This window comes from Prevotella intermedia ATCC 25611 = DSM 20706 (assembly GCF_001953955.1).
GTDB lineage: Bacteria > Bacteroidota > Bacteroidia > Bacteroidales > Bacteroidaceae > Prevotella > Prevotella intermedia.
Genome location: NZ_CP019300.1, coordinates 65,922 through 86,918 on the forward strand (window position 1 = coordinate 65,922; position 20,997 = coordinate 86,918).

Here is a 20,997-nt window from a genome sequence, read left to right on the forward strand (position 1 = left end):
CATATATGAAATACGCGCCACAGGGTTGCTCATACTTTCAGCTGTATCTTGAAATCTATAACCACTCCACAAAAAAGCGGAATGAAATGTCTTACTTTACAGTCTTGCTTGTGTCAATAAGTCAAAGAACGATGTCAATGCAACAAAACGCATGAAGCATGAGATGCATCGAAAAGTGAAGATGGCGGACTTGAACCGTTGCCGTGCAGGCCTTGAACCTTGTCTTCCATTCAATATATGAAACATATCAGAGTGTGTAGCCAAGAAGGGAAACTCCATATCCCTCTCTCAAAAAAGTGTATCGAACAATTAAGATACTAACAAACAAAAGCCCAATCCAGAAAGGAGGTGTTCCAGCCGCACCTTCCGGTACGGCTACCTTGTTACGACTTAGCCCCAATCACCAGTTTTGCCCTAGGTCGCTCCTCGCGGTTACGAACTTCAGGCACCCCCGGCTTTCATGGCTTGACGGGCGGTGTGTACAAGGCCCGGGAACGTATTCACCGCGCCATGGCTGATGCGCGATTACTAGCGAATCCAGCTTCGTGAGGTCGGGTTGCAGACCTCAGTCCGAACTGGGACCGGCTTTCAAGATTGGATGCTATTTACATTACACCGTCCCTCTGTACCGGCCATTGTAACACGTGTGTAGCCCCGGACGTAAGGGCCGTGCTGATTTGACGTCATCCCCACCTTCCTCACACCTTGCGGTGGCAGTGTCCCCAGAGTGCCCAGCATGACCTGATGGCAACTAAGGAAAGGGGTTGCGCTCGTTATGGCACTTAAGCCGACACCTCACGGCACGAGCTGACGACAACCATGCAGCACCTTCACAGACGCCCCGAAGGGAGTCAACATCTCTGTATCCTGCGTCTGCAATTCAAGCCCGGGTAAGGTTCCTCGCGTATCATCGAATTAAACCACATGTTCCTCCGCTTGTGCGGGCCCCCGTCAATTCCTTTGAGTTTCACCGTTGCCGGCGTACTCCCCAGGTGGGATGCTTAATGCTTTCGCTTAGCCGCTAACGCCAGGCGCTAACAGCGGGCATCCATCGTTTACCGTGCGGACTACCAGGGTATCTAATCCTGTTCGATACCCGCACCTTCGAGCTTAAGCGTCAGTAACACTCCCGTACGCTGCCTTCGCAATCGGAGTTCGTCATGATATCTAAGCATTTCACCGCTACACCATGAATTCCGCATACGTTGCGTGCACTCAAGTCCGCCAGTTCGCGCTGCAAGGTAGATGTTGAGCACCTAAATTTCACAACACGCTTAACAGACCGCCTACACTCCCTTTAAACCCAATAAATCCGGATAACGCCTGGACCTTCCGTATTACCGCGGCTGCTGGCACGGAATTAGCCGGTCCTTATTCGAAGGGTAAATGCAAAGGGGCACACGTGCCCCGCTTTACTCCCCAACAAAAGCAGTTTACAACCCATAGGGCCGTCAATCCTGCACGCTACTTGGCTGGTTCAGACTTACGTCCATTGACCAATATTCCTCACTGCTGCCTCCCGTAGGAGTTTGGACCGTGTCTCAGTTCCAATGTGGGGGACCTTCCTCTCAGAACCCCTACTGATCGTAGCCTTGGTGGGCCGTTACCCGCACCAACAAGCTAATCAGACGCATCCCCATCCTCCACCGATGAATCTTTGGTCCACGTCAGATGCCATATGTGGACAACATCGGGTATTAGGCCGTCTTTCAACGGGGTATCCCCGAGTGGAGGGAAGGTTGGATACGCGATACTCACCCGTGCGCCGGTCGACGTCCAGAATGTGCAAGCACATAATGCCGTTTCCCCTCGACTTGCATGTGTTAAGCCTATAGCTAGCGTTCATCCTGAGCCAGGATCAAACTCTCCATTGTAAAAAATCATATAAAAAAATGCAATCACAAACACTTGTAAGGAACAACAAGGAAAAACCCATTGCCTTACCAGCGAGGCGACGCACTCCATTTGTCTCTGCTCAGAACCTTCATCCGAAGTATCAAGTTCAAAACACCAAAATCAAGAAAAATGATAGGACGTTTCTTTTACCCATCTGCCAACATCAAAGACGCGGCAGACGCTTCTTGTACTACTTCTCTGTATATGTAAATCTTTTCAAAGAACGAATTATTTTAAGCGACGGAATTTCTTCCGAACTTCGCTCGGCTTATCTTTAAAACAAAATATTATTGTATTTCGGAAAAGCGTTTGCAAAGGTATAACTTTTTTCGATACGCTCCAAATGTTTTTGAAAGTTTTTAAAAATATTTTTTATTCTATCTAAAAATTGTTTCTTTATACACCTTATTATATATAAGAAGATTACACAAGTATTTTGAAAGACTTACATTTGGATAGCCTATAAAACAACAAGCAAAAGGAAGATTTTGCAATGAATATCGTTTACAAACATTAAAAAGTAGCCAATAAGTTCTAAAAAACAGGTTAAAAGGTCGCCAAGTATTTGGTTCAACTATTGCAATAGAGTACTTTTGCAAAAGATTGAATATACTCAGCAAATAAAAATATAATAACAAGGATATGAAAATAGGTGTGTTTTGTTCGGCAAACAACAACATAGACCCCGTTTTTTTTGAACGAACAAAGGAATTTGGGCACTGGATAGGCACAAACCACCATACCGTAACTTACGGTGGGTGCAACATCGGACTGATGGAATGTATCGGAAAATCGGTGCACGAAGCTGGAGGAACAACCATTGGCGTCGTACCTCGCCTCGTAGAAGAAGGTGGAAAGAAAAGTAAATACATCGACATAGAGTTTCCTTGCGACAACCTATCCGACCGCAAAGACTTGCTAATGATGCAAAGCGACATTACCGTGGCACTCCCTGGTGGCATCGGCACGCTCGACGAAATATTCACCGTTGCCTCTTCTGCCTCCATAGGTTACCACGACAAGCGTGTCATATTATATAATGTGGAAGGCTTTTGGAACTCGCTCATCGCCTTGTTAGATGATTTACAAGCGCACGGTTTCATACGTGGCGACTATCATCAACGTATTGACGTCGCCAATAGTTTCGAGGAACTGAAAGAGAAGATTATGCAAAAATAAGCAATGCAACAGTAAAATAATATCCGTATATTTGTAACTATAAAATATTAACAAAAACTTTATTCATTATGAAAAGAAAAGGAATTAAAACGGCAATATGCCTTATAGCAGGCACTATGTTAGCAACTTCTTGCGTTGGTTCGTTTACAATGTTCAACAAGTTGGCAAAATGGAACAGACGTGCTACCGACTCTAAGTTCTTAAACGAACTTATTTTCCTTGTTATTTCACCAGCCTACGCTATTGCTGCTACAATAGACGCACTCATACTGAACTCTATCGAGTTCTGGACAGGCGATAACCCAATGGCAAAAAACATTGGTAAGACCAAGAACATCAAGGGAGACGACGGTTTAATGTATGCTGTAAAGTACCTTGAAAACGGTTACGAAATCACCCGTCCTAACGGCAGTGTTTTACTTCTGACTTACAACAAGGAAGAAAACAACTGGTATATGAATGAGAATGGTAAGGAAAACAAGCTCATACACTTCAACGAAAACGGTACAATAAAGGCATTCTTAAATAACGGAATGACTATGGACGTTACTCCAGATGCTACCGGTTTGTACGAACTTCGCCAAGCACTAGCAGGCACAAGCTACTTTATGGCAACACGCTAAAAACAACAATAAGCCTAAAGAATGCTATTCTAAAAAGCATCTTTTAGGCTTATTTCTTTTTTATTGCTGTTCGGTAGCAGCTTTAATATTAACGTGAGTTCGATACAAGCTCTATCAATTATTCTGCTTTTATCAATTATTTCTATGTTCATTTCTGGCTTCTTTGCAACAGATTGTATGCAATGAATCCTGCTATCAGATTTGTTGCAAAGTTATCAAAAAAGCGATGTCTGGCGTATTCTATCTTACACACATTCTTTAGTTCATCATTTACCGTCTCAATCACAGAACGCTTTCTGGTATGTTTTTTCTACTCAGGAGTAAAATACTTGCAAAAATCGTCGAATATACAGATTTTTTCTATTAAATCTGCATCGGTCATTGGAGTGGATAACTCTTTAATTTACAGGCGCAAAGACACGAAAAGACATTCCACTCCTGCAACTTTTCAAACAACTTTCTTATATCGAACTCACGTATTAAATAATCATTATGGGTAGTATTGAGCAATTAAAGGATCTGATGTCTCTTAATTCTTGCATTGAGATAGCTGATTTTGAGAAACATTCTGGGCAAATAGCAAAACTACTATTTGGGGAATTAGCTATTCGGAAAGGAAATACACTTTACCTATTTAAGGAAAATGAACTTGAGAAGTATGGATTTGAAGTAATAGAGATGAGATTCAATAATAAAGTGAATTTTCCTAGTTCAGAACTCTATTGGGCTTATATCAATTTCCTTCAAGTAAGAAAGCATATTGTTATGCCAGTATTCAATATTGAAGAGGATTCTATCGCTTATAACTATATAGCAGAAGCGTTCCCTGATTGCAATATCCATCAGATAGAAATGAAAGAAATTGCAAAAGAAGGAGGAGTACTTCATTGTATAAGTTGGAATATATTCCAAAACTATTGAGAGATAACTATAATAATAAAAAAATAATTAAAGACGATTAAAAACATGACTCCTGAAGAATATGAAAAGTATGTAGCCTCTTTGTATCAGGCAAGAGGATATAAAATAATAGTAACTCCACTTTCTGGCGACTGGGGTATTGATGTAATTGCTACCAAAGGCACTGAAAAAATAGCAATTCAAGCCAAGATGTATGGTCGTACTTATAGAAAAGTTAATCGAAGTAATATAATGGAACTTTATGGTGCAATGGCATTTCAAGATTGTACTAAAGCCGTTCTTGCTACAGATGGAGAACTCCTTGATGATGCAAAAATTGTTGCAGAGAAACTTAATATTGAGATACTCCAGACAAGAACTAACAATACTGATACTAGCATGAAAGGTAATTTGTATAAAGAAGAAAAGCCTAAACTCTTTAATAGTTATCCAACTTTCGATGAAGCATGGCAAAAGTATATTATGCCATTGAAAGGAAGTACTTTGAAAAACTCAAGAGGTAATAACAAGATTATAGATGTCAATTGGGGCGGCATTAAAAGAATAACATCTAAGGATAAAGAAGGTGAGATTGGTATTGAAGGATTTCGCTTGGCATACAACAAACTTATTAAAGAGGATAAGGTTACGAGAAGCTATATCAATCAACAAGTAAATAAACGATGTTCATCTGGAATAGTACTTATACTGGGACAACTGCCTTTTGTAGAAATGATTAACAGACCGAAATCATTGATACTAAAGCAATGATTTTTCTAAATAAGTATCAATTGTGTACGTTGTCAAACAAAACTACACAACTGCAAATGTAGTTATTTATTCTGATATTTCATTCTTTTATTATCAAAAATTCTTTTGTTGATTGAACTTTGTTTTTGATAACATATATCTATAAATTATTTATACTGAATCTTGGCGAATACGCATAAATGCCTTGAGATTATGGTTGGTTTTGTAAAAATAATTCCAACGAAAAACGAGAATTTCAATTTGGCATTGCGAAAGCGTAGGTTTTGCGATGCAAAAGAGCCGCTTTTACCGTGCAAAACCTACGCTTTGGGAATGCAAAACAATAGGTTTTATAATACGTTGATAACAAAGGAGTTAAGTAATAGCTATGTTTATGAAAAATATTTATAGCCTTATTGATTTCTTTTCGCTCATAAAACAAGTTGTTGCGATAAATTTATGCTGCGTTGTAACGATGCTTGCATTGTTACGGCAAAACCGTTGCAAGGTTCTATAAAGGGGGAGTTTGGGTAATTGTTCCTATCTGCCACCGCAATAAATAGATAGTATTCGTGGAGCGATTTTACTGAGCAACTGATATAAAGCCACACCAATGACGAGCATTACGAGTGGACTGAGCAAATAGATGGTGAAGGCTTCGAGTGCATTGTGAGGAACTATTATGCCACGCTTGAGCAGGAAAAGTATGCCGCCTTGCACAATGGTATGGTAAGCAAATACGAAGAAAACGGCATCGGTTAAGAATGTAGGCAGTGGAAAGCCAAGCTTATTCTGCTGTTTGCGACGTTCTAAGAATCGTGTTGCAGTCGAAACCGTGAAGACAATCAAGCCTGCATACATTAAATTTGCACTGTCTATTTGCCACGAAAATATGGCAAAGAACAGTCCGCCCCACTTCAATGGGCGCATAACATCGACAAACTTTACTTGCTTAATGCTGAAGAATGCACCGAAAGAGAAAAATAGTAATCCTTGAAAGCTAAGTCCAGGCACGTTTTCTACCCAACGTGAGGCATAAAGCAAGGCAACAAAGAGCAATATGGGCACTTCTTTTCGCATACTGGAAAGCCAGCGTAGCACCCTATATATAATAGGTGTAAAAAGGCAAAGCACCATTAAGTCGCGAAGAAACCAAAACGGAATCACCAAAGGGGCAGCTATTCCGCCCTGCGAACCTATCTTGCTGATGTCCCAAAAACACAGCAACCAGTCGGAAAAAGTAAAGTTCTTGATGGGTTTATGCACTATGGCTGTCCAGTTTGGCAACAGACTTTCGGCAACGGACAAGAGAAAGAGAAACGTGAAAATCCAAAGAACATAAGGCAGGAGCAGCGAAAACGAACGCCTCAACAGCTTCTGCAAGTACAATTCTTTAGAGAATGTGCCTTCGCGAAAGAACAATACGCCGCTGATGAAAAAGAAAAACGGGTTCGCCAGCAGTGCCAACGAACCCGATATAAAGTCTATGACGGCACCGAGAGATGGAAGTTGCGGACCTATTCCCGTTGATTCGGTCGTCCAAAACACGTCCCAATCGGCACTGACACCACGAAAATTAGAGTGAACAAAGAGCACCAACACCACCAGAAGCAATCGCAAGAAGTTAATAACTTGCGACTGAACGTCGGCGGTGTTCATACTTATGCGCATACGTTTAAGCCTCGTCAGCCAACAATTTTGCTGCCATTTCGCGGCCTAATCGCCAGCATTCGGCTTTCACCTCTTCGGTAAGGGCTTGTCGCATCTCGACAGGCTCGCCCACTTTCTCGAAGTGTCCGCGTGTTTCGTTCCATTCGCCGATGGCTGTAACGGCTCTGCTTGCCCAACCGTAAGAGCCAAACCAACCGATATAGTGGTTCTTTATGTCGTGGTTGGCTATCTCTGAGAGCAGCACTTCCATTTCGTGGTACAAGCCGTTGTTGTAGGTTGGTGCACCCACGATTAATCCCTTGTAGCGGAAAATATCGCGAAGGATATAACTGTGTGGCGTTTTCGATATGTTGTACATCACGATGTTCTTCACGCCTTCAGCCGAAGCGGCACGTGCAATCTGCTCGGCTACTCGTTCGGTGTTGCCGTACATCGTTCCGTAACAGATAACAAGACCCGGTTCGGTTTCGTATTTCGACATCTTATCGTACAGTGAAACCACCTTTTCCACGTTGTCGTGCCATACAGGACCGTGTGTAGAGCAGATGTAATCGAACTTAACGCCAGCGAGTTTCTTCAATGCGTTCTGTACAGGTGTGCCGTACTTGCCAACGATGTTTGAATAGTAGCGCACCATTTCGAGCCAGTAAGGTTCCGGATTGATATCTTTATCGCTGATACCGCCGTTCAATGCGCCGAAGCAACCGAAGCCGTCGCCAGAGAAAAGCACCGACTCATCGCCTTTATACAACGTCATCATCGTTTCGGGCCAGTGCACCATAGGCGTCATAAAGAACTGAAGCGAGTGGTTTCCAAACTCCATAACTTCGCCGTTCTTCACTTCTACGGTGTTTTCCTTTATGCCATAAAAGCCCGACATAAGGTCGAATGTTTTCTTGTTTCCAATTACTTTAATATCGGGATAATACTGCTTCAAGAGTGCCAAGCCGCCCGAATGGTCGGGTTCCATGTGATGGATAACAAGATAGTCAATCTTTCTGTCGCCAATTACTTCTCTGATGTTCTCGATGAATTGCACGAAGAAGTCTACTTCTACTGTGTCTATCAGTACAACTTTCTCGTCGTCGATGAGGTAAGAGTTATAGCTTACTCCATCAGGCAATGGCCACAAGCCTTCGAAAAGCTGCTTGTTGCGGTCGTTTACGCCTACATAGTAGAGCTTATTTGTTATTTCTATCATAATGTTTATTGGGTTTTTGCTGTGCAAATGTACCACAAATTAGGCATATTTCAAAAAGAAAATCAGTAATTTTGCAGCCATAATGAAATATAACACAACAAGGTTAGCAAACGGTTTGCGCGTCATTCACCTGCCTTCCACTTCGTCCGTGGTTTATTGCGGCTACGAAATCAACGCAGGAACAGCAAGCGAAACGGCAACGGAAGAGGGCATTGCCCACTTCTGCGAGCACGCTACGTTCAAGGGAACAGCGTGTCGGGACAGCTTGGACATTATCCGCTGCCTCGAAAATGTGGGTGGCGACCTGAATGCCTACACCACGAAGACGTCTACGGTTTACCACTCTGCCATTCTCCGCGAGCATTTTCCGTTAGCGGTAGACCTGCTTTCCGATATTGTTTTTCGGAGCGTTTATCCGCAAAAGGAGATTGAAAAAGAGGTGGAAGTAATATGCGATGAGATAGAATCGTACAACGACAGCCCTGCCGAACTTATCTACGACGAGTTCGAGAACCTTCTTTTCAAGAACCTCCCATTAGGGCACAGCATTCTCGGAACCGCCAAAACGGTGCGGCAGTTCACTTCGGAAGACGCGAAACGGTTTACAAGCAGATACTACCGCCCCGACAATTCCGTCTTCTTCGTCTATGGCAATGTAGATTTCAACCAAATCGTTGCACTCTTGCAGCAGCACACAGGCGACATCATACCGACCGAACCGCTACAACTCGACTATACCGAAGACGCTACGGCAACCATCGTAAAAGGTGCGGAAACGTATCGGGCATCGAACATCGTCGTACATAAAAAGACGCATCAAGCCCATGTGATGATAGGCACGCGCGGTTATTCGGTTCACGACAGCCGACGCATAGCCCTCTACCTGCTCAACAACATTCTGGGCGGACCCGGCATGAGTGCCCGCCTGAACCTTTCGTTGCGCGAACGGAACGGCTTGGTCTACACTGTCGAAAGCACCTTTGCATCGTTCAGTGCCACAGGAATGTGGAGCACCTACTTCGGTTGCGACCCACAAGACACCGCCCGCTGCATAGCGTTGGTGCACGAAGAGCTTGAAAACATGATGCAACAACCACTTTCCGACGAAGAACTCGACACGGCGAAGCGTCAGATTAAGGGACAAATAGGCATTGCCTGCGACAGTCGCGAAAGCTTTGCCCTCGACTTCGGAAAGAGTTTCCTGCACTACGGGTGGGAGAAAGATATAACAAACCTTTATGCACAGATAGACAAAGTTACGGCAGCCGACATTCAGAATGTAGCAAAAGACTTGTTTACGAAAGAAAAACTCACTACACTCATCTACAAATAACGACAGTTTCATCGGTTCAAAACCGGGCACTTTTCACTCCGAAAAATGCCCAAATCCACTCTGTTTTCACCTCAAAAAACCACTTTTTATAACTCATTGATAATTAACAAGATACAAAACCCATAAACTTTCGCTAAAAAACGATAGTACTTTTTGGGCAAAACGATAGTACTTTTTACCTAAAACGATAGTACTTTTTAGACGAAAAGTACTATCGTTTTTTCTGAAAGGTAATAACGTTCTTTTTAAAAGCTATATAGGAATAGAGAAAAACGATAGTACTTTCCAACTTTTATGAAGTCTTGATAAGCCATATCTATTTATTTCGTTGAAGCGAAATATGACAATGTGTCGCATATATTCAATATTTCAGAATTAATTGTTCTTCTTTTCTTAACTTTGCATTTTGGAACGGATATTGCATATTGGTACATAGGTAAATAGTTGCCCTAAGTTGTAACTTGAAATTCACTAATAAAGTTTTTTGCAATGAGTATCTTTGGAAAGAAAATAGGGGTTGCCTTATCGGGAGGAGGTTACAAAGGAGCGGCGTATCACATTGGTACGCTGCGTGCGCTTCATCGGCTTGGTGTATTAGACAAAGTAGATGTAATATCTTCGGCTTCAGGTGGTTCGATAACGGCAGCATACTATGCGTTGAACAAAGATGACTATGAAGAATTTGAGAGGGGATTTATAAAAAGTCTATCAAAAGGCGTCCTGTGGTCGTCTTACCTGTATCTTGGCATCGTCCTTTTCCTGCTGTTGGCTACGTCGGTGGCAATGGGACATCTTACAGCCAACCTCACGGGATACTTTTTCCCGTACCGCCCCATAGTCTCGGGTGTCTGTGCGGCGTTGGGCGGTGTCATCACCTTTTTCTTCTTACTCATTCTTTTCCTGAAGTATTCGTTTGTTACGATGCCGACAAGTAAATTCGCCTCACGCTTATACGATAAGATTTTCTTCAAGAAAAAGACTCTTTCCGACTTGCCCGACAGTCCGTTGCTGTGCATCAATTCCACGAACATCGCCACACAAGTGCCTTTCTATTTCTCGAAAACGGCAATGGGAGAATATGCCTACCGCGTTGGCGGAAGGTCAATCTTCAATGCAGACCACTTCCCGATAGCAAGTGCCGTTATGGCATCGACGTGTGTTCCGGGCTTTACGCCAATTACCATTGACAAGAAACATCTGATAGAGGAATACGGCAACTGCCCCAACAAGCCCGAACCACCGAAACTGATAGACGGAGGAACTTACGACAACCAAGGAACCCATAAGCTCTGCCATAAGAAAAGCAGGTTTCATACAGACTTCATCATCGTGAGCGACGCAGGCAACAATACTGTCTCGGCTTCTGGAACAACGAATATATTCAACCAGACGATGAACACCATAAACCTGATGATGGAAAGGATAAAGAAAATGCAAAGAGCCAACAATCTCTATGAAACGTATGCAGGCAAAGAGTATTTTGCGTATATTCCATTGGAATGGGAATGCAGCACAAGGCTTATTCAAGGCTTTGTAAACAACCTGAAAGATGGAAACGTCCACCCCGATGTATGGAAGGCTCACGCCATAACGGAAGAAGACATTGCCAAACTGGAGGGTTCGGAGAAGGAAGCAGCGAAGAAAGTCATTGTCGAGAAGGTAAAGAAAGCTATCAATTGGTCTGAATTAGAAAAGAAAATACCTCAGCAAGAGAGTGAGCAATTGGCACGAAGCGCACTTACCAACCTAACTGGGCTTTCCAAAAAACAAATCGAGAGCTTGGCAAAACATTCTTCTTGGCTCGCGGAAGTTCAAATCCGCCTTTATATGCCGATGCTAATAACAGAGAGAAATTAAGCTTTAAACAAACGCCCCTTGCAAGTCTTACCAGTTGCAAGGGGCGTTTTGGTATCTGTAAATGGCGGAACGGCATTGCGTTGTTCCGCCATTGTTAATAGTAATAGATGCTTATGTTAATGAACGAACTTCGTTGAAGTTCCGTTGAAGTTCACGATGTAGACACCGCGCGGCATATCGCCGAGGTCTATCACTGCAGGATTGTCGAGCAAACGCACCACTGCGCCTTGTGCATTGTAGAGCACAACCCGTCCGCAACTGCCGTTGAACAGTATCTTTCCATCGGTAACGACAAACCCTGCTGTGCTGCCGTCAGCCTCGATGCCCTGTACACCCGTTGGGTCATCAACGCCCTCGTAAGGCAAACCGGGATATCCTTCCGTGCCGCCAACATAGTCTATCACGTTCCACTGCTTTGCCTTTGCAATCGCCACAGCCGATTTCGTGCAGACATTGCCCTCTGTTCCCTTCGTATCGACGATGATTATTTCGGCAATGTCGCTCTCGTTACGCTGCGGAAGTCCCTCCATAAGCGACTTGCAAGCCTTGGCAGAAAGCTCATTTGAATAGCATACTACGGTTAAAATCATTTGGTTTTGCGACAAATCCAACGCTTTCAGCTTGTTGTTGTCTATCCAGATGTACTCCAACTCTTCGAGTGCCTTCATATTTACATCGGTCAGCAGGTTGTGGTGAAGCGAAAGCGTGTTCACGTTCTTCAGCTTCGACAAGTCGAGTTCTGCCATCTCGTTGTTGTAAGCACAGAGCAATTCCAGTTCAGGAAGGTCGAGCGTCATCGCCTTTAGTTTGTTGTCGTTGATATAAAGTTTCTTCAGCGTAGGCGAATTGAGCGAGAACGATGCGAAATTGTTCTTTGCCAACTGCAATTCCTGTATGTTGGTATTCTTCGTAAGATTGAGTTCGGAGAGTTTATTCTCGTTCGCAAACAGGTTCTGCAAATACGGATTGTTCATTACATTCAGCTTCTCTATGTCTGTACCGTTCAGCGAAAGCGTTTCAAGATACTTCTGCGTACTCACGTCGATGCTGCCAATCTTGTTCTTGTTTGCTGAAAGGAAGTTCAGAAGCAGGTTCTTGCTGACATCGAGTTTCGTAAGTTCGTTTTCGTCGCAATCCACGAAAACAAGCTTTCCGCACTGCGTAATATCCAATTCTTTCAGTCCGCAGTAGCTGCAATTCAAAGTGTCGAGGTCTTTGTTATTAGACAATTCCAACTTCTCCAACTTGCCGTTCTTACAGCTTAGCACCTTCAGCATAGGACAATGGCTTACGTCAAGGGCTTCCACTTCAAAGTTATCGACGCTCATATCCGTAATTCTGCCTTCTATTCTTACATCTTTCTTCGTAACCTGATAGTAGTCAAACTTCTCGCCCAATACATCTTCCGTCTTCAAGAACTTAATTCCGTCGAACGTCATATCCTCGCCGACAATATGGAAAACAACCTCGCTGCCAACTTTCTGGCTTGTCGTAAAGGTTACATAAGGCTTCTCTGCAGCCTCTTCGATATGCTTGAACGACGACCAAGGTGTAGATATTTTGTAAACACTCAGCTTTCCGTGAGGAACAAACAGCTTGCATTGATCGAAATCCACATTATAGAATGCCATCGAACCACAATAGGGAGGCGCAGCAGCAAGGGCGTGAACTTCGGTCAGTCCCGTACAATTCATAAACACGCCAAAGCCTATCTGCTCAAGATTTTCGGGCAAAGTAATGGTCGTTAATTGCTTTATGTGTGCAAATGCCGAGCTTGCTATCTCGGTGAGCGACTTCGGCAAGGTTACCTTCGTAAGCCCATAAACCTCATAGAACGAATATTTGTCAATCTTCTTCACCGTTTCGGGCACGACATACTCGCCGCTTCTGCCCTTCGGATACTTCAAAAGCGTTTCTATGTTCTTATCGAAAAGCACGCCGTCTACAGACGCAAAGGTATTATTATCCTTATGAACCTCAAACGCTTTCATAGCGTTGCAGATGTAGAAAGGCACCGAAGCGCTGCTGCCAATATCGTCGAGCGATGCAGGAAAAACAAGTTTCTCAAGCTTTTCTGTGTTCGAAAAAGCATCACCCAAAAGTTTTACCGTGCCTTCAGGAATGGTATACGTGCCCGTCTTTCCGTCGGGACACTTCATCAAGGTAGTCATATCCTTGTCGAAAAGCACACCCTCTGCCGTCTTAAAGTTCTTGTTTTCGGGCTTTGCAATAATTTCTGTAAGATTGTCGCAGAGCAAGAAAGCGTTCTTCTCAATAGTTGTAACGCTATTGGGCACCGTTATCTTACGCAACTGCTCGCACTTGCAAAACATATTAATCGAGAGGGTATTATCCTTTGTGCCATATTCCAAATCGTCATTGACGTAATAATAATTGTCTCCACCTGCCACAATGTTCGCCCCCGAAAGGTCGAGCACCTGCAGTTTTCCGTCGGTCTTTCCGCCCGCAATGGTGCTTCCACCCATCGCACGAATAAAGAGAATGTCCGTGCCGTTTAGGTTTCCTGTCAGTGTAAGTTCCGTAAGAGAAAGCATTTCCTCTTCCGTCAGTTTGTCTTTCAATGTTCCTGCTTCTTCTACGTGCACCGTTTTCTGTGCAAAAGCTACCGATGCCGATAGCAACATACATACTAATGCGATGAAACCCCTAAAGTTTCCGTTGGTAAATAGTTTTTGTTTCATAACACAATGATATTAGTGAATAAATGATTTAAGCGTCTTAGTGTGTCGCAAAAATAACGTTTATTTCGTTAATTTGCAAACTTTCTTGCACTTTTCTTTTACATTTTAGCTTACTTATTGCGCATATCGGCAACAAAAGAACACAAGACAAATGTTTTTCAAAAGCAAGAATAACTTTCATTTGGCGCACTGAAAATCGCTGCAAATGCCCCTGTACTGAAAGTGTAAACAGGCAAAAAGAAGGTAACAAATATGTAAATATTTTTCAGCAGCATATCTATTCCATAACCTACTCGTTACCAGCGCATTACAAAACCTATTGTTTTGCATTCCAAAAGCGTAGGTTTTACACGGTAAAAGCGGCTGTTTTGCCTTGCAAAAGAGCCGCTTTCGCAACGCCAAAGCGCAGTTATCACTTTTTAAGAGAATTATCTTTACAAAACCAAGGCACTTTCAGCATCTGCCTTAAGCAAGAAAAAGACAATCCTTCCCCCACTAAGCTTCTACTAAACCGAGATTTAATAACAGCTACAATTGAAAACTAAAAAGTAAATCCCAACACTATCGAAATGCCCATATAGGAGAAAAACAAAAGGAGAGAAGAACTTTCAATTTACTTTTATCAGATAACAAAAGTTTTATACCTGCTTTGCTATCTCCCTTAGCAAATCATTGCTAATAGCAAAAGACAATTGAGGAATCTTCTTACCATTCACGCTTGAGATAACTTTTGCACACCCAAATATAGCTCGAGTCAGCTTTGGGTCAGCTCTCAAAGCATCTGCATAAGGTCCACAAGCAAGAATAACGGTTTTAAAATGAGACCAAAATGAATTTGTAGCAATCATTAAGTCAAAACGATTTCTAATATTTTCTTCTATTTTTCTTCGTTCTTCGGCTGACAAGCGATGGTTATTAGGTCTACACAACTCATTCAATTCTGTTATAAAACAATCTTTATAGAAATCTATGTGAGTAGTATTTACTGGGCTGTCAAGCTTTCCACACTCTCTAATAAAATTGATTAGTTTCTGATATTTATACCACGTAGCAGATGTTCCACCCTTTCCTGAGATAACTTCTCCGTTTTTATTTCTTCTTTCAACTGCAAAACGTTGTCCGCTATAAGGCGCAAGAGGGTCAAATATTTTCCAATCCAAGATAGGATTATCTATCCAATTCTTAACATCTTCAACTTTAATTGACCAATCTCTGTTCTTCCATAAGTTGTAGTTCTGCGAATATTCGCACTTGTATGAATCGCTATTTTCATCAACAGCGCATTCTTTTCCGACAATCAATATCTCTGCATTTGGATTTCCCAAACCAACATAATGTTCGCCTTTTTTCCATAAAGGATTCTGCAAAAGGTCTTTAATCTTTTTTAAACATTCCATAGCTTATTCTTATTTGATGGTTATACTTTATTTTATCATTAAGGATTTTAGTTTCCTACAAAGATACAAAAAAAATGTGAAATTCAATAAAATAAATTCATCAATTATCCATTTATCATCGAAAAAAGCATCTTTTCAGGTTACTATTTTGATTTTCAGAACCGATATGGCAGAACTTACTATAAAGCCAGACAGCGATTTTGGCTGTCTGGCTTTATAGTTTCTATATATAATATATAAGGTGTAGCTTATCGGAGCCACTGCTCTGGATTCAGCTTTTGGGTTTCCTTATGGAGCTGGAACTGGAAAATGCCGCTGGAATCTACTGTTCCAAGCGTTTGTCCTGTTCCTACTTGCTGACCCTTGCTTACGCTAACGCTGCCTAAGTTAAGATAAACAGAGATGTAAGCACCGTGGCGAACCATAACAAGGGTAGAACCACCTACGTGAGAAACGCTGGTTACTTCGCCTTTGAAAACGCTGCGAACAGGAGAACCCGCTGAGGCTTTAATGGCAATACCATTGCTGCTTAGCTTGACGTGCGAGAGTCCTGACACGTTGTAAGTACCGAAACGCTTTACGATGCGACCCGACACAGGCATTGGCAATCGGCCTTTATTGTTGGCGAAACTACCTGTCATAGCACGGTCGGCAGACGAAAGGAGCGCACTGTTGTCGTTCGCCCTGTTGGCTGCAGCCTGCTCACGGTCGGCACGTTCTCTATCGGCAGCAGCCTTGCGTTCGGCTGCCATACGGTTGGCTTCTGCCTCACGTGCCTGCTGGTCGGCACGTGCGCGCTCTGCACTCTCCCTTGCTCGTGCTTGGTCTTCTGCACGTTTAGCAGCCTCAGCACGTTCTTCGGCACGTCTTAGTTCGCGCGCTTTCCTTGCCGATGCTTCGGCTTCAGCAGCACGACGCGCTTGTTCGGCTTCGCGGCGCGCCTGTTCTGCCCTTGCTTGCGCTTCCCTTCGTTCGCGTTCCAACTGTGCTGCTCGGGCTTCGGCTTCGGCTTTTGCCCTTGCTTCGCGCGCTTTGGCTTCGGCTATTCGGCGTGCATTCTCTTCTGCAGCACGTCGTGCAGCCTCTCGCTTGCGTGCCAATTCTTCGGCACGTTGCTTGGCTGCAGCAGCACGGGCAGCTGCCTGTGCGCGTGCTTCTTCCATAGCACGTTCACGTGCTTTCCGTATTTCGATGGCAATGAGGCGGTCGATTTGTGCGTTAATAGCCTGCTGTTTCTTCTGTCGGTCGGAAATAACCGACTGCAAAACCTTTTGGTCGTTCTGCAACGATTCTACTACTTTCTGCTGCTCCACCTTCTTGCTTTCCATCTGAGAGTGAACCTGACGACCTTTCACCAACAAGTTGCTCTTGTGCCCACGCACTCGTGCCAATTGGTCGTGCTTCTCGTCTACTTGGTTCTGCTTCTGCTTCAAGAGTTCGCCCTGTGCACGCTGGTAAGCTGCATACTCGCGTACAAAACGGAGACGGCGATACATCTGCGTGAGCGTTTTGGCAGAGAAGACAAACATAAGCTTGTCTTGAATGCTGCGGTGGCGCGCCATGTAGCGCATAGAGTGGATAAAACGAGAGCGACGCTCGCCCAATTGGCTCTCCAAAGACTTCAATTGACCTTTCAGAATGTCGATATTGCCATCAATTCCCTTTATGTCTGTGGCGATATTGTCGATGGCTTTCTGCTGCTGTCCAATCTCCGTATCGAGCGTAAGAATCTTTTGGAGGCGGCTGTCTACGTCTTTCTGCTTTACTTTAAGTTCTTGCTCGTTCTCCGTAATTTCTTTTTGTATCTGCTGATTTTGTTGTTGCAAGCCTTTTATTTCTTCGGTAGTAACATACTTTACTTGCTGTTTACCGCCCTTCTGAAGCTTTTTCTGCGATGTTGCAGCCTTCTTTTGCTGCACATTCTTGCCTGCTTTTTGCTTGTCTGCCTGCTTCTTATTGGGCTGTTGCTTAGCAGTTTGTTGTTGTTCAGCCTGTTGTTTTGCAGACTTTTGCTTACCTGTCTGCTGCTTTTCCGCTTGTTTCTTGGTAGGCTGCTGCTTCTCTGTCTGTTGTTTTTCAGTCTGTTTCTTGCCAGACTTACGCTTGCCTACCTGCTGCTTTTCTGCTTGTTTCTTGGCAGATTGCTGCTTGGTAGCTTCTTTTGTTGTGGCTTGTTTCTTTGTAATTTGCTGTTTTGTTTCTTGCTTTCTTGTAGTCTTTTTCTGCTTTTGCGCATATGGACTCACAAGGCAAGTAGTCAGCATTAACAATATAAATAATATACGCTTCATTTAAAGTTGCATTAGTTTACCTAAGATTTCTTCTACTCCCACCTGCTCATACTTCGACGATGGTGTTGTAAAACTTTCCCAATCGGCTTTATCGCTCAACTTATCAAGCTCGAATGTAGCCGTGATTACTTTTTGTCCGTTTGCTGCTGGTGTCTTTATCTGCACTTTATGGTAGCAAGGAAACATTTTTGAGCCAAACTTCTTGAAGTCTGCATAGTCCCAATTCAGCATAGACACGCCGTGTGCAGCACTGCTGTATTTGGCTTCAGCCACACGAATAAAGCCTGTCAGCGATTCTGCCAACCACTTGTAATTCATCTTTCCATCGTTCAAAGTAAGGGGCACGCCTTGCTTGTTGGTTGTATTGAGGGAGGTTAAATCTACGTCGAACTGTGTCAAACTGCGTTCGCTGACACGTTGTTGCCCCGGAATAAAGAGCTGATTCCAAAACAAGGCTTGGAGCGAATAGAAGTTGATGCCGTTGCTTTTTAGGAAGGCTACGTCGGTGTACTTCGCCTTTACATACTGTTTGTGCATTCTGTCGATAAACAACACATAATCTCTTGTGAACTCGATGCGCCCTACTTCGCTGCGAATAATGGGAACAAGGAGTTGCAAACGAATGACTTCGTCCTTACGCATGTGGAGAATGCCTGGCACCGTAATTTCTTTTCTGCCTGTGTTTACCGTGAAAGTCAAGTCAGAAACAAGGTTCTTTTGATAGAGTGCACCATCGGAAACTCGCTGAATAAACTGCATTTTCTGCTGCTGTGCAGACGCCGATGACGATGCAGACGATGAACTTGACGTTCCCGACGGCTTTACAACAGACCTCTGTGTACCGCAGCTTGCCATAAGCACAGCTACGAAAACAGCCGTATATATATTCTTTATTTTCATTCTGCTATGTATTTCTGTAATTCTATTTTCTTTTTAAGCGTAGCACTTTTATCGCCCAACTTCAGTGCTTGTTGCCACGAAGCCAATGCTTCTGCCGTTTTTCCGACGTGATAGTAGATGTCGCCCGCATGCTCGAACAACACACCACTGGGAGTGGTATCGTTCTTTATGGCTTGGTCAATATAGATATTGGCTTCCTCGTATCGCTCTTGCAAGAAGAGAATCCAAGCATAAGTGTCGAGGAAAGTAGGGTTTGCAGGCTCTTTCTTTATCGTTTTGTAGCTCATCTGCTCTGCCTTCTTGAGGTCGTTCTTCGACAAACTCAGATAGTAGGCATAGTTATTCAGTGCTGCAAGGTTCTCCGGTCGCCAGTGCAAACAGCTGTCGTAAGCCTCAAAAGCTTCTTTATCAAGACCTTTCTCGTGAAGAATATCGCCCATAATGGCGTAAAAATCAGAAACGATATTGGGGTCGCTGTCTGGCTTTATCTGTGCTACGCCCTTCTTGAAAGTCTGCAATGCTGCATCGTTTTCTTTCTTCATATACTGCGCAAAGCCCTCAAAATAATAGAAAATCATTTCTTCGGGATTGTATTCTTGGGCAGGGCGCGAAATGGAAATCACCTTATCGTACTGTTCTTCCTTCCAAATGTTTTGTATGAGGGCTATACGAGCACGCGAATTATCGGGTTCTATGGCGATGGCTTGTTCGTAAACCTTGTTCACACTGTCCACTGGTGCATTCTTTAAAGTAAGGTAAGCCGCCTTCATCATTACGATGTCGGCATCTTCTTGTGGATAGGAAAGAACACGGTCGAAAAGCTTTATTACTTCAAGACTGTCCTTGGCGTCGCTTTGTTGATTATCGATGATGACCTGACGGAGCAGTGCCATCTTGGTTTCCTTCTCGGTTTTCTTCGACTCCAACAGCTTTTGGGTGAGTTCTTCTACCACCTTTGCGTTCTTCGCATCTCGATAATAATCCAACAAAGAGAGCTGGGCAGCTGCATTGTTGGGTTCTTCTTTCAGCACTGCCTGATACTCTTTAAAGGCTTCTTTCTTCTTATCGTTTTGGAAAAACCAATTGCCCAGCATTATTCGATAGTTCAAATCTAATGGGTTTTTCTGCACAAGGCGCATCAATTCTGCCTGTGCCTTTCGCTTATCGCCCATCTGTTCGAAGATTTGCATCTTTGTCAGCGACAGCTGCTCGCTGCTTCCTAAAAGCATTTCCATACGTTCTATCACCTCTATCATCTTCTTATAGTTGTTCTGCGAACCATAAAGCTGATAGAGAATCTGCAAAACGTCCTCGCGAGTCTTGTTGTTGGCATAGAGTCGTTCGTATGCTGCCAACGCTTGTTCATAATTTGCTTGCGAGATATAGAACTGCCCCAACTTTTCTAAATAAGCAGGGTTATCGGGCGCAAGTTCAGCCGCCTTTTCAAAATAGTAGCGTGCAGCCTTGCCGTTTTGCATATCAATGTAGTATCCTGCTATTTCGTAATAGACCTCAGGAGCATTCGGATTAATGTCGAGAGCGTGGCGCAACAAGTCGAATGCAGCAGCAAAGTTGCTCATTTCTTGTTGTCGAATAGCTTCCAAAAAGAAATAGTTATAGCGTGTGGATTGGCTATTCGTTTGTGCTTTTGCCTGCAAACCCATTGCAGCAAGCACTGCTACGAACGTTGTTTTTACTATGAATTGTTTAAAAGAAAATATCAATCTATTATCCCTCCTGCATTTATTAGACAGTTCTTACTTTACTCCAGTATGGCCATAGCCACCTGCACCACGTTCCGTTTCGTCGAGTACTTCCACTTCAACAAACTCTGCTTGCTCGTGGCGGGCTATCACCATCTGTGCAATACGTTCGCCAGCGTTGATAATAAAGTCTTCGGCAGAGAAGTTAATCAGCAATACCATCAACTCGCCACGGTAGTCTGCATCTACTGTTCCAGGCGTATTCAGCACCGTAATACCGTGTTTCAATGCCAAGCCGCTGCGTGGACGCACTTGCGCTTCGTAACCTTTGGGGAGCGCAATATACAAACCTGTGGGAATAAGGCGGCGTTCCATTGGTTTTAAAGTAATGGGACTGTCTATATTTGCGCGCAAATCCATGCCTGCACTCTGTGTTGTTGCGTATGTTGGTAAGGGCTGGCTGCCCTTATTTATTACTTTTACTTGAACCATAATATAATTATAATAATGTGCAAAAATAATGAATTATACGCATATAGATGAATTTTAAGCCCTAAAAAAGGCTGAAATTAGCCAAATTTAAGTACTTTTGCG

General features: G+C 43.4%; 14 protein-coding genes, 1 rRNA gene and 1 pseudogene. 6 read left to right on the top strand and 10 right to left on the bottom strand.

Annotated features, from left to right (window positions below; genetic code table 11):
* Positions 1-341: 341 nt before the first annotated feature.
* A 16S ribosomal RNA gene (locus BWX39_RS00290) occupies positions 342-1,874 on the bottom strand.
* A 664-nt stretch (positions 1,875-2,538) separates the two neighbouring features.
* On the opposite strand from BWX39_RS00290, the gene BWX39_RS00295 reads away from it, so the two are divergent.
* Together BWX39_RS00295 and BWX39_RS00300 are read left to right on the top strand one after the other, a co-directional pair.
* Positions 2,539-3,075 carry an LOG family protein gene (locus BWX39_RS00295; RefSeq protein WP_028905952.1) on the top strand — a complete coding sequence of 179 codons (537 nt, stop codon included), beginning with the start codon at positions 2,539-2,541 and terminating at the stop codon, positions 3,073-3,075.
* A 68-nt stretch (positions 3,076-3,143) separates the two neighbouring features.
* A complete protein-coding gene (locus BWX39_RS00300) occupies positions 3,144-3,698 on the top strand; it encodes a DUF3332 domain-containing protein (protein ID WP_028905951.1) in 555 nt (184 codons plus the stop codon).
* Between the two features lie 175 nt (positions 3,699-3,873).
* Here the strand turns inward: BWX39_RS00300 and BWX39_RS00305 are convergent.
* A pseudogene (locus BWX39_RS00305) lies at positions 3,874-3,996 on the bottom strand (transposase); the annotation flags it as partial.
* Positions 3,997-4,190: 194 nt separating this feature from the next.
* Here BWX39_RS00305 and BWX39_RS00310 point away from each other — a divergent pair.
* Both BWX39_RS00310 and BWX39_RS00315 read left to right on the top strand, forming a co-directional pair.
* The gene (locus BWX39_RS00310) at positions 4,191-4,619 is read left to right on the top strand and encodes an agmatine deiminase family protein (protein WP_028905950.1); all 429 of its coding nucleotides are present in this window, start codon (positions 4,191-4,193) and stop codon (positions 4,617-4,619) included.
* A gap of 45 nt (positions 4,620-4,664) precedes the next feature.
* The gene (locus BWX39_RS00315; protein WP_028905949.1) at positions 4,665-5,369 is read left to right on the top strand and encodes a restriction endonuclease; all 705 of its coding nucleotides are present in this window, start codon (positions 4,665-4,667) and stop codon (positions 5,367-5,369) included.
* A 519-nt stretch (positions 5,370-5,888) separates the two neighbouring features.
* Here BWX39_RS00315 and BWX39_RS00325 read toward each other — a convergent pair.
* Together BWX39_RS00325 and BWX39_RS00330 are read right to left on the bottom strand one after the other, a co-directional pair.
* A complete protein-coding gene (locus tag BWX39_RS00325; RefSeq protein ID WP_028905948.1) occupies positions 5,889-7,019 on the bottom strand; it encodes an acyltransferase family protein in 1,131 nt (376 codons plus the stop codon).
* A 4-nt stretch (positions 7,020-7,023) separates the two neighbouring features.
* A complete protein-coding gene (locus tag BWX39_RS00330; protein ID WP_028905947.1) occupies positions 7,024-8,220 on the bottom strand; it encodes an FprA family A-type flavoprotein in 1,197 nt (398 codons plus the stop codon).
* A gap of 82 nt (positions 8,221-8,302) precedes the next feature.
* Between BWX39_RS00330 and BWX39_RS00335 the strand changes: the two genes are divergently transcribed.
* Positions 8,303-9,553, top strand: coding sequence for a M16 family metallopeptidase (locus tag BWX39_RS00335; protein WP_028905946.1), 1,251 nt, complete (start codon positions 8,303-8,305; stop codon positions 9,551-9,553).
* A 489-nt stretch (positions 9,554-10,042) separates the two neighbouring features.
* The gene (locus BWX39_RS00340; RefSeq protein ID WP_028905945.1) at positions 10,043-11,410 is read left to right on the top strand and encodes a patatin-like phospholipase family protein; all 1,368 of its coding nucleotides are present in this window, start codon (positions 10,043-10,045) and stop codon (positions 11,408-11,410) included.
* Positions 11,411-11,526: 116 nt separating this feature from the next.
* On the opposite strand, the gene BWX39_RS00345 is transcribed toward BWX39_RS00340, so the two are convergent.
* The 6 genes from BWX39_RS00345 to dut all read right to left on the bottom strand — a co-directional run bounded on the left by BWX39_RS00345 (position 11,527) and on the right by dut (position 20,895).
* Positions 11,527-14,112: a leucine-rich repeat protein gene (locus tag BWX39_RS00345; RefSeq protein ID WP_028905944.1), complete on the bottom strand. Its 2,586-nt coding sequence runs from the start codon at positions 14,110-14,112 to the stop codon at positions 11,527-11,529.
* 638 nt (positions 14,113-14,750) lie between these two features.
* Entirely contained in the window at positions 14,751-15,509 is a 759-nt protein-coding gene (locus BWX39_RS00355) for a hypothetical protein (RefSeq protein ID WP_028905943.1), read from the bottom strand.
* Between the two features lie 248 nt (positions 15,510-15,757).
* Positions 15,758-17,800 carry a peptidoglycan DD-metalloendopeptidase family protein gene (locus BWX39_RS00365; protein WP_028905941.1) on the bottom strand — a complete coding sequence of 681 codons (2,043 nt, stop codon included), beginning with the start codon at positions 17,798-17,800 and terminating at the stop codon, positions 15,758-15,760.
* Positions 17,801-18,700, bottom strand: coding sequence for a DUF4292 domain-containing protein (locus BWX39_RS00370; protein WP_028905940.1), 900 nt, complete (start codon positions 18,698-18,700; stop codon positions 17,801-17,803). It abuts the gene before it with no gap.
* Complete coding sequence (locus BWX39_RS00375; RefSeq protein WP_051129511.1) at positions 18,697-20,364, bottom strand: tetratricopeptide repeat protein; 1,668 nt, start codon at positions 20,362-20,364, stop codon at positions 18,697-18,699. Before BWX39_RS00375 ends, BWX39_RS00370 begins: the two co-directional genes overlap by 4 nt.
* Positions 20,365-20,457: 93 nt before the next feature.
* Complete coding sequence (gene dut / locus BWX39_RS00380) at positions 20,458-20,895, bottom strand: dUTP diphosphatase (protein WP_028905938.1); 438 nt, start codon at positions 20,893-20,895, stop codon at positions 20,458-20,460.
* Positions 20,896-20,997: the final 102 nt, after the last annotated feature.

What these genes read in the sequence shown, in the direction of transcription:
- BWX39_RS00355 (WP_028905943.1), bottom strand. Translation starts at nt 15,509, where the DNA reads ATGGAATGTTTAAAAAAGATTAAAGACCTTTTGCAGAATCCTTTATGG.
- BWX39_RS00345 (WP_028905944.1), bottom strand. Translation starts at nt 14,112, where the DNA reads ATGAAACAAAAACTATTTACCAACGGAAACTTTAGGGGTTTCATCGCA.
- BWX39_RS00300 (WP_028905951.1), top strand. Translation starts at nt 3,144, where the DNA reads ATGAAAAGAAAAGGAATTAAAACGGCAATATGCCTTATAGCAGGCACT.
- BWX39_RS00315 (WP_028905949.1), top strand. Translation starts at nt 4,665, where the DNA reads ATGACTCCTGAAGAATATGAAAAGTATGTAGCCTCTTTGTATCAGGCA.
- BWX39_RS00310 (WP_028905950.1), top strand. Translation starts at nt 4,191, where the DNA reads ATGGGTAGTATTGAGCAATTAAAGGATCTGATGTCTCTTAATTCTTGC.
- BWX39_RS00330 (WP_028905947.1), bottom strand. Translation starts at nt 8,220, where the DNA reads ATGATAGAAATAACAAATAAGCTCTACTATGTAGGCGTAAACGACCGC.
- BWX39_RS00295 (WP_028905952.1), top strand. Translation starts at nt 2,539, where the DNA reads ATGAAAATAGGTGTGTTTTGTTCGGCAAACAACAACATAGACCCCGTT.
- BWX39_RS00340 (WP_028905945.1), top strand. Translation starts at nt 10,043, where the DNA reads ATGAGTATCTTTGGAAAGAAAATAGGGGTTGCCTTATCGGGAGGAGGT.
- BWX39_RS00375 (WP_051129511.1), bottom strand. Translation starts at nt 20,364, where the DNA reads ATGGGTTTGCAGGCAAAAGCACAAACGAATAGCCAATCCACACGCTAT.
- BWX39_RS00370 (WP_028905940.1), bottom strand. Translation starts at nt 18,700, where the DNA reads ATGAAAATAAAGAATATATATACGGCTGTTTTCGTAGCTGTGCTTATG.
- BWX39_RS00325 (WP_028905948.1), bottom strand. Translation starts at nt 7,019, where the DNA reads ATGCGCATAAGTATGAACACCGCCGACGTTCAGTCGCAAGTTATTAAC.
- BWX39_RS00365 (WP_028905941.1), bottom strand. Translation starts at nt 17,800, where the DNA reads ATGAAGCGTATATTATTTATATTGTTAATGCTGACTACTTGCCTTGTG.
- dut (WP_028905938.1), bottom strand. Translation starts at nt 20,895, where the DNA reads ATGGTTCAAGTAAAAGTAATAAATAAGGGCAGCCAGCCCTTACCAACA.
- BWX39_RS00335 (WP_028905946.1), top strand. Translation starts at nt 8,303, where the DNA reads ATGAAATATAACACAACAAGGTTAGCAAACGGTTTGCGCGTCATTCAC.